This is a genomic window from Ruminococcus sp. YRD2003 (genome assembly GCA_900109435.1).
Classification (GTDB): domain Bacteria; phylum Bacillota; class Clostridia; order Oscillospirales; family Ruminococcaceae; genus Ruminococcus; species Ruminococcus flavefaciens_G.
This window is the reverse complement of record FNZT01000033.1, coordinates 1-8,904: the sequence shown is the minus strand read 5'-3', so window position 1 is coordinate 8,904 and position 8,904 is coordinate 1. Positions and strand designations below refer to the sequence as shown.

General features: G+C 45.6%; 8 protein-coding genes. 6 read left to right on the top strand and 2 right to left on the bottom strand.

Going from position 1 to position 8,904, the window contains the following annotated elements:
* The 4 genes from BMX22_RS15510 to BMX22_RS15495 all read left to right on the top strand — a co-directional run.
* Window positions 1-1,971, top strand: a 1,971-nt coding sequence (locus tag BMX22_RS15510; protein ID WP_143055565.1) for a family 43 glycosylhydrolase, incomplete at its 5' end; no start/stop codon positions are given.
* Window positions 1,972-2,286: 315 nt separating this feature from the next.
* Window positions 2,287-3,759 carry a diguanylate cyclase domain-containing protein gene (locus BMX22_RS15505; RefSeq protein WP_074743535.1) on the top strand — a complete coding sequence of 491 codons (1,473 nt, stop codon included), beginning with the start codon at window positions 2,287-2,289 and terminating at the stop codon, window positions 3,757-3,759.
* A 19-nt stretch (window positions 3,760-3,778) separates the two neighbouring features.
* Window positions 3,779-5,032 (top strand): ABC transporter substrate-binding protein, encoded by a 1,254-nt coding sequence (locus BMX22_RS15500; RefSeq protein ID WP_074743533.1) that lies wholly within the window; start codon window positions 3,779-3,781, stop codon window positions 5,030-5,032.
* A gap of 46 nt (window positions 5,033-5,078) precedes the next feature.
* Window positions 5,079-5,393, top strand: a complete 315-nt coding sequence (locus tag BMX22_RS15495; RefSeq protein WP_081349260.1) for a type I restriction endonuclease subunit R, EcoR124 family — start codon at window positions 5,079-5,081, stop codon at window positions 5,391-5,393.
* A 167-nt stretch (window positions 5,394-5,560) separates the two neighbouring features.
* Here the strand turns inward: BMX22_RS15495 and BMX22_RS15490 are convergent, their stop codons facing one another.
* Together BMX22_RS15490 and BMX22_RS16675 are read right to left on the bottom strand one after the other, a co-directional pair.
* Complete coding sequence (locus tag BMX22_RS15490) at window positions 5,561-6,151, bottom strand: Fic/DOC family protein (protein ID WP_074743531.1); 591 nt, start codon at window positions 6,149-6,151, stop codon at window positions 5,561-5,563.
* Entirely contained in the window at window positions 6,151-6,324 is a 174-nt protein-coding gene (locus tag BMX22_RS16675) for a hypothetical protein (RefSeq protein ID WP_177173055.1), read from the bottom strand. The genes BMX22_RS15490 and BMX22_RS16675 overlap by 1 nt, the downstream gene beginning before the upstream one ends.
* 969 nt (window positions 6,325-7,293) lie before the next feature.
* Here BMX22_RS16675 and BMX22_RS15980 point away from each other — a divergent pair.
* Window positions 7,294-8,373, top strand: a complete 1,080-nt coding sequence (locus tag BMX22_RS15980) for a DUF6329 domain-containing protein (protein ID WP_081349259.1) — start codon at window positions 7,294-7,296, stop codon at window positions 8,371-8,373.
* 9 nt (window positions 8,374-8,382) lie between these two features.
* Window positions 8,383-8,550 (top strand): hypothetical protein, encoded by a 168-nt coding sequence (locus BMX22_RS16670; RefSeq protein ID WP_177173054.1) that lies wholly within the window; start codon window positions 8,383-8,385, stop codon window positions 8,548-8,550.
* Window positions 8,551-8,904: the final 354 nt, after the last annotated feature.

Sequence of the window (8,904 nt, the reverse complement as noted above, 5' to 3'; positions counted from 1 at the left end):
CAGTACACGGACGCATCGGGCGAGACCAAGTACGACCACATCGCCAACGGAGTATCCGACGGCAACTACGTACAGCTTGCAAACGCAAACTACAAGCTTCCCGATGGCTCGGGATATATCCTCTACGTTGAGACAGAGGAAGGCACCGCAAATCTCACAATCGACGAAGCAATCGTTGCTAAGGCAGGCACTCAGATAGACGGACCTAAGCCCGTGGAGACAACTACTACACCCGCCGCAACTACAACAGCAACTCCTTCGTCGAAGACACTTTACGGCGATGCAAATCTTGACGGCAAGGTAACTATTGCTGACGCCACAGCAATTCTTCAGTTCCTCGGAAACAAGGACAAGTATAATCTTGATTCACAGGCTCTCGACAATGCCGATGTATACAACAGAGGCGACGGCGTAACAGCAAGAGATGCACTGTCGATACAGATGCTCGATGCAGGCATTATCGACAAGCTTCCCGAGAGTTACAGTGAGGGCTATGTTGAGACTACAACAACTACAACAACTACCACAACTACCACAACTACTACAACGACTCAGCCTGTTCAGCAGGTGGATTTCACTCAGATGGCGCAGAAATTCGGCAGTGTAAATATCGCTAAGTCTTATAAGGGCGAGAATGAGCACAATCCTCTCATATCTCAGTATTTCGGTGCTGACCCCGGCGTTATGGAGTACGACGGCAGAGTTTATATCTACATGACCGATGACCACCTCCTCTACAATAACGGTCAGGTAACAAAGGAAACTTACAGCACTATTAACTGCCTGCGCTGCATTTCCTCTGACGACATGGTGAACTGGACAGACCACGGTCTTATCAACGTGGCAGGTCAGAACGGTATTGCCAGATGGGCAGGAAACTCATGGGCTCCCACAGCCTGCCACAAGAAGATAAACGGCCAGGAAAAGTTCTTCCTCTACTTTGCAAACAATGCAAACGGCATCGGCGTACTTACTTCAGACAGCCCGATCGGTCCGTGGACAGACCCGAATGGTCGTGCAATGATTGACCGCAAGACAGCTAACTGTACAGATGTTCCGTGGGTATTTGACCCCGCTGTACTCGTAGATGACGACGGCAAGGGTTATCTCTACTTCGGCGGTGGTACTGATGGCAAGCCTTCCGACCATCCGAAGTCATCACGCTGTGTACAGCTCAGCGATAATATGACTTCTATCGTAGGTACACCTGTTACTATTGACGCACCGTATATGTTTGAGGACAGCGGTATTCACAAATACAACGGCAAGTATTACTACAGCTACTGCACCAACTGGAGTACAGGCGGCAACCAATACGGTCTTTCCACTGCCGCTATCGACTACATGGTAAGCGACAACCCGCTCGGACCTTTCACATACAAGGGCGAAGTGTTCAAGAACATCGGCAACTTCTTCGGAACAACAGGCAACAATCACCACACTATCATGAAGTTCAAGGACCAGTGGTACCTCTTCTACCACGCTCAGTACCTCCAGGACGTAATGAATCTCAAGGGTATGGGCTATAGAAGCACCCACATCGACAAGATAACAATGAATGCTGACGGCACAATACAGCAGGTAAAGGGTACAAAGGCAGGTATCGAACAGATAAAGGCTCTCGACCCGACCAAGACTGTACGTGCGGCAACGTTCTCACATCAGGGCGGCATTGAGATAACAGGCAGCGGCAACTCGCTCGTAAAGGCTGAAAAAGGCGACTGGTTCCGCGTATCGGGCGTAGATTGCGGCAACGCTACGAGCCTCACTATCAAGGCATCATCTCAGAGCGGCTGTATAGTCAAGGTATGCAAGGGTAGCGCGTCAGGTACTGCTGTAAGCTATGCCGAGATACCCGCAGGCGGCTCTATGCAGGAGATAACCGTTCCTGTCAAGGACCTCAGCGGCAAGAATGATCTCTATTTTGTATTCAACAATGCAGTTTCCGTTGATAGCTGGAAGCTCGGCTAAACAAGTTATCCACAACAAAAAGGCGGTTTATTCCGCCTTTTTTGTTTGGGGATTATATTATACAGCTTTGCCGCGATAATACATATCAAAATGCTCTGAAGTCGTCTTTATCAGTAGAATTTGTACTGTTAGCAGCTTTGACTGAGCGTGATTTTTGTGAATTTGTATGTACAACATATTTATTTTGCGGCTTAATTTCGTTAGATTATATGTGTAATTCGCTGTTAATTCATAATATATATTGATTTGACTTAAAGTATTTGATATAATAAAATCTGCGGCATCGTCCGTAAATATAGTCACAGGGGGATTCTTATGACAAGGGATCAGGTACAGGCACAGGGGCTTGTAAGAATAAAACGAATGAGCTTCCTAATGATAATAGGGTACGCGATAATCGTCATCGCGGCAGTCCTTGGCATCACTGCCTTTACGGTAACGAAGTACGACGAACTGACAAAGGATAAAGTCAGCTCAATGACGTCAACTCTTAATGTTCAGCTGAAGAATAATCTCGACAGCTACATGAGCAGAATGGAGAAGATAGGCACACTCGCCTATTCTGTAGACAATGCATACAGCTACGACGCCACAAGCAGTCTGAACGACGAATATGACGCGATAAATACAGAGAAGCAGATAGCTGCCGACCTCAGCAGTCTCTGCCTCATGGAGAACTTCGTCGATTACGGTATCGTCTATTCAAACAACCACACTGTCGGGAAGATATCAAACGGCACGGTCAAGCTGTTCGGCGACAATCTTTACAACGACCTTTCGGCTATGGTAACGCGCAAGCGTACACACGACGGCTGGAATACAGGCTACAACAACGAATACGACCGCATATATTACGTAAAGCAGTTGCATGGGCACGCTGTGTTTGTCATCTCATTCTACACAGCGGAGCTCGACAACGTCCTCGAGAACCCCGAGGCACTCAGTGATATGGCAGTCAGGCTCACCGACAGCTCATACAAGATGATATATTCATCGGTTGAAAACGATACGGTTGGAAATACCATTCCCGAGACCGTTCTGAATGATGTTAAGGGCAAGGACATGTCGGTCATCACAGGCAACGAGAACCTTTCGACAATTAATGCTACCAACGGCGACTGGTACATAATCTGCTCCATACCAACAAATATAATCCTCAGGGAAGCTGTCGATATGAAGAAGATTATATATCTGGCTGCTGCCGCTGCTTCTTTGATAGCAGTGCTTGCCGGTACTGTCTTCATTAAGAAAATGGCTGACCCTGTCAGCACAGTCACCGCAGGTCTCGCCGACGAGATAAGCGAAGACGGCATCGAAAAGATACTCGGCAGCCGTTTCTTCCGCGACAAGGCTGACAATCTCATTTCGAAAAATTCTAAACAGGAGCACGCTGTCATTATTGCAAGTATAGACGATTTCGGTGAACTGCTCGGAAAATTCGGCAGAGAAGCCGCCGATTCACAGATATTCAAAATGGCAAAGCTCATAAAGGAGGAGTTCCCCGACTGCGAATGCATCGGAAGAACATCAGAAAATACCTTCACCGTCCTCATGAAAAACAATGGCTTGGAAAGCGAAAAATTTCGCTCTCTCGTCATCGACCACGGTGTAGACATATGCGATATGTTCAAGAATCCGCTGAATACGCCAGATGGCGCATTATACGAAGTAACATCGAGCACAGGTGCGGCTATCGGCTGCGGGGAATACCAGAATATCTACGATCTTGCTTATAGCTCGCTCTGCACATCGGTGAAGGACGGCAAGAGCAGATTCACGATAGCTTGAGAGCGAGGAGACCGTAAAAATGAATATGATAAAAAGAACATTAGCACTTCTGAGCTGTGCTGTTCTGGCAGCATCTACGGGCTGCGGAGACAGCGCAAAGGTTAAGGCACAGAGAAAACAGGTCGAAATATCATTCTCGTGGTGGGGCAATGATGCAAGAAATAAGTATACCCTCGAAGCAGTCCGTAAGTTCGAGAGCCTTCATCCCGAGATAAAGGTAAATTGCAGCTATTCGGAGTGGTCGGGATATGAGAAGAGAAACCGAGTGTGGATGATCTCTGACACCGAGTGCGACGTCATGCAGATAAACTACGGCTGGCTCTCCGAATATTTTGACGACGGGAACAACTACTACAAGCTCAGAGAGCTTTCGTCCACCCTCGACCTTTCGGGCTATACCGACGACGAACTGCGCTACGGAACAAAGGAAGGCGTCCTCTATGCGCTCCCTATTGCCATGAACGCAGAGACTGTTTACGTCAATAAAACAATGTACGATAAATTCGGGGCAAAAGTCCCCAAAACATGGGACGACCTCTTCGCTGCTGCCGAGCTTATGGAGCCGAGCGGCGTGTATCCTCTCAGCGCTACGAGCAAATCAATGTGGCTGCTCCTCATTGCTTATGCAGAGCAGACACAAGGCAAGAAGATACTCTCCGAGGACGGCGGATTGAACTTTACCGCTGACGATTTTGCGGTAATGATTGATTTCTATTCACAGCTCATAGAAAAAAAGGTGTTCCCGCTGGTGGAACACTACGAGCGCATCAAGCTTGACAATGAGGAGTACGCAGGCGCGGTAGCGTGGGTCAGCGACGCCAAGAACTACTTCGGGGCTGCTGAAGAGAAAGGACGTGAGATAGTCATTGCCGATTACCTCAAAACCAACAGCAGTGGATACGGCGAAGGCTGGTATGCAAAGCCTGCTACGATGTATGCCGTCAGCAAAAATACCGTACATCCAGACGAAGCGGGAATGTTCCTCGATTTTCTTGTGAACAGCAGTGAAATGGCTGAGCTTCAGGGAATAGAAAAGGGCATACCACTCAGCAGCAAGGCAAGCAGAGTCCTCGAACGGGACGGTGTGCTCAAAGGGCTGCAATACGATGCTTCGCAAAAAATGGAAGGCTGCACCCTGTCGGAGCTCTCGCCCATTCTCGAAAACGAAGCTATAATAGATGATTTCTTTTCAGCAAGCAATGATTATATCTACCAGAAGGCAAGCCTCAATGAAACTGCCAGCTCTTTCTACAGCACTATAAACCTCGATTAGTCCTGCTATACGAAGGTTGTACTAATATACAGCAGAAGGTGGAAAGATTATCAAGTCTGCTGATTTCAGGCATGCACCTCACTGGCCCTATGCAGAAGCTCATGAGTGGCACGCTTACGTTGCCGAACAACGCGAGAAAGCTCTTGTACAGCTCATTGAAGAAGAAAAGCTGAAGGAATCCGAAACAAGAGCATTTGTTGAGGGAGCTTTCCGTGACGGAGCGGTCAAGACAACAGGTACTGATATTGATAAGATACTCCCTGCGGTATCACGCTTTGGTGGAGGCAACCGTAAGGCAAAAAAAGAAACCGTTATTGAGAAACTCAAGGTTTTCTTTGAGCGGTTTTGGAATATTGGTTAAAAAGCAAATGTGAATAACGGTATATGATTACTTACTCTTATTCTTAGTGGTTGCGATTAGCATATCCGAAATAGAACGCCCCGCTTCAAAAAAGCGGGGCGGATTTATCGTTATTGTTTGAATAACCGTCTGAATGAGTATCAGTGCAGGGGGAACACATTTAAGTTTCATCTGATAAGCTCTGAAAAGACTTCTCTTAGCATTGAAATATCGCCCTGTGCAGCCTTAATAGTGGCAATGGAAAGGATGTCTGCATCACATACCGAAAAATCAATATCATGATTAGCATTTCTGATAAGCAGTGAGATAAACAGCCTCAATGTACGTCCATTGCCTTCGCGAAACGGGTGGAGCATATTCAGCTCATGATACAGCTCGGTAACTTCTGTGATGAACGCCTCACTCGGCAGATCGCGTAAGTAATTCTGTGACTGCAATCGTTGAAATTTCAGCTTTCCAATTTCATCTATCTCATTATGGTTACAAAAAACAGTACCTTTCTTTGAGATATTGATAGTTCGGACAGTTCCAGCCCAGTCATAAAGGTCGCCAAAAATGAGTTTGTGCAGGCTCTTGTAATACTCAAAATCAACATCTTTGAATGCCAGTTCCTTTTCAGCCTTTACCGAGCACGAGGTGACAAGTATGGATTCTGCCTCGTTCAAAAGCTGTTGATCTCTTATGTCCAGTTTATTGACGAGAACCGTTGTCCCAGGATAGCAGTTATCTTCACAGCCCTCAATGCTATATACAGCCATTACAACCTTTCAGCGCATTTCTGCGCAACTATCTTGATGAGGTTTTCATGGGAGAGCTTGTTATCAGCATATTCTCTTATCAGCTTAATTGATTCTTTGCTGAAACCTAAGCCTTCCATTTTGGCTGATGCAACTTGGTTCTGAATTGCCTTTTCGGTTGTAATATTCTGCATTTTATCAGCTCCTTACCTTCACATTATAACCGATATAAATATGGTTGTCAATAGCTAATTCGCAGAATAGAGGGGGAATATACAAAGGTGATGATAGCAAGGAATACTATAAATCTTGATTTGTGTAGAGTTTGCCTCGATTTTTCTTGAATTGTGTTATACTAATAGCTCAAAGGCGTACTTTAACAGGGGAAACAACGAATAACCATATGAAATCAGCCCCGTTTATAGGGGCTGCAGGTTATTTGGGGCGATTTGTCTATTGCTGTTTGTTTTAATTAATTCAAAAAGCCTTGTTTATAGCAAAAAAACTACAGGAGTACACCATAAATTCTGTCCATTATTTGTCCATTAATGATGCAAAAACATAGGTAAAATCGGATTGAATTAAATATTGTAAATTATCGTATTTTGGCTATTTATAGCCGAAAACGGCGAGTTGGCGAAAGTTGGAAAAAATGCAAAAAAGAGTTCAAGTCCTTCTGCCCCTGCCATATTGCCATGACTAAATAGATGACATGGTCAAAAAAGCCCGAAATATCGGGCTTTTTTGCTGCTTAAATCTCAGAAAAATTTCTTCGATTTTCATAGATGACATTGGGCTATTTTAGCCATATGTAAGGACTTGAACTCTCAAAAGAGCAGATTCAGTCCCTTCCAAAGGTCGAAATACAGGCAAATATTGATTTTGACAGTAAAAAATAGTATACAAAGTTTCGGACTCGGTTTTGGTGCTTTTCACGAATTGTGAAAACGCTGAATCGAGTCCTTTTTTGTTTCTATAAGAAAAGTGATAGAAATCCTATCAGCGATTTGTGAGCCGTTTTCGACGGCAGCAGATGCAGAACGAGAAACGACACCACCGAGTGCATTTAAAGCCGCTGTGAGCGATTTGTGTGCCTGTCAGCCGATACATAGAGAGCAGATCACGCCTGCTGTCTATGTAATAATCATGCCAGGAGGAAAAATATGAACAAATACTTTATAAGTGGAAAGCTGATGCATAAGGCTTCCGATCACAACACCAAACGCTGTGAGGTTGAGAAATGGGTATTTCTACCTCACTCAGACTTTGAAAGGCTGAAAATAAATCCGTATCAGGAGCATGAAGCGATAACCGCAGCCAAAGACCTTATGTACGAAGACAAGAATGCCTATCACTGCATTATGCTGCTTGACGAGCACGGCGATGACGGTCTGCTCATTGAAGCTGAAGGATTTGACTATCCCCGTCTTTCTATGTTCGTTCCCGATGCAGCTCTTATCTATGAGCGTTATAAGACATCAGAGGCTGAACTGAAGCTGCATGATATGATTAAGGGGACGTCCGACAAGATCGCTGAGTTTGCCCATACAGGTAAGACGGACTTCACCTCGGCGGATATGATCGACATGGACGAGGTCGAGAGCCTTGTCAAAAATGCTATCGTACAGCAGCTCTCTCAGCGAGATGACATCATAATGGCAAAGAATACAGACATCGGAGTTGACTTTCAGCCGGATATCCACGTTGAAGCTGAGAAGCTCACTGAGCTGAAGTTCTATTGTCCTCTTAAAGTTCAGCGAGAGATTAACCCCTCATTCGATGAGGACGAAGAAGATGAATTCTTCGAGGACACTGAGGAGCTCTCCGACTATGAGGCTCTTGAATATGAGAGCGAGATAAGTAGTGCAATCGAGGCGTATCAGAGTGACGAGGAAGAAAATCGTGGAATAATGGCATATCTCGGTGACAGAAAGCGTTTCGCAGATAAGGTCTACTCCATATTCCCTTCAGTTGAGAAGGTCGGCGACAGGCTCATGGGAGTATTTACCTGTCAGATCTGCGGAGAACTTGACAGCTATGAGTTTGATGAGCTGTTACACGAACTATCCGGACAGGCAAGTGACGGTTGGGGCGAAGGCTTCGAGCAGCATGAGATCCACACTTCCGAAGGAGACATTTACGTCAGCTTCTATGATACAAGCGGCGCATGGGAGCTTATGACAGAGGAAGAAATCAAAGGTACTCCCGACTCACCGACCGAAGATATCGGCTTGAGAATGTGAGGTGTTGGTATGATACACGTAAATATCCGGTACAATGATAAGGAAATAACTGTGGAACTGCCGAAAAACAGCCGTGAACTGACAGCCGAGCTGAAGAAATCAGGAATAGAGGCGTCCCCCGACAAGCTCAAACTCCGCAGCAATGCTTCAAATCGGTATTTGATAGCTTTCATATAATTCAGCCTGCTGAGGACTTGGAACAGGAAGAAGAACCTGAAATCGAAGAATCTCAGGGAATGTCGATTGACTTATAAGAACTGATATGGTATAATATAGCTCGCAGTAATATCAGAGAGTCCCACGGTAAAATGTCAATAGACAAAAAGTAGAAAAAACAGTGAGGAAACCGTATACTCTGCCTAAAAAGAGACAAAAAAGGCATCTCCTACTAAATCCCGCACCGAAAAAATTTTTCGGCGGGCTGGAGTTGCCGGATTAATATTCCTCCGGCGGGATATACAGGCGGTTAGTCTTCAGCAGTGTATAGACTAACCTGACCAACTTTCTGGCAGTGAGAGCGAGTGCGCGTTT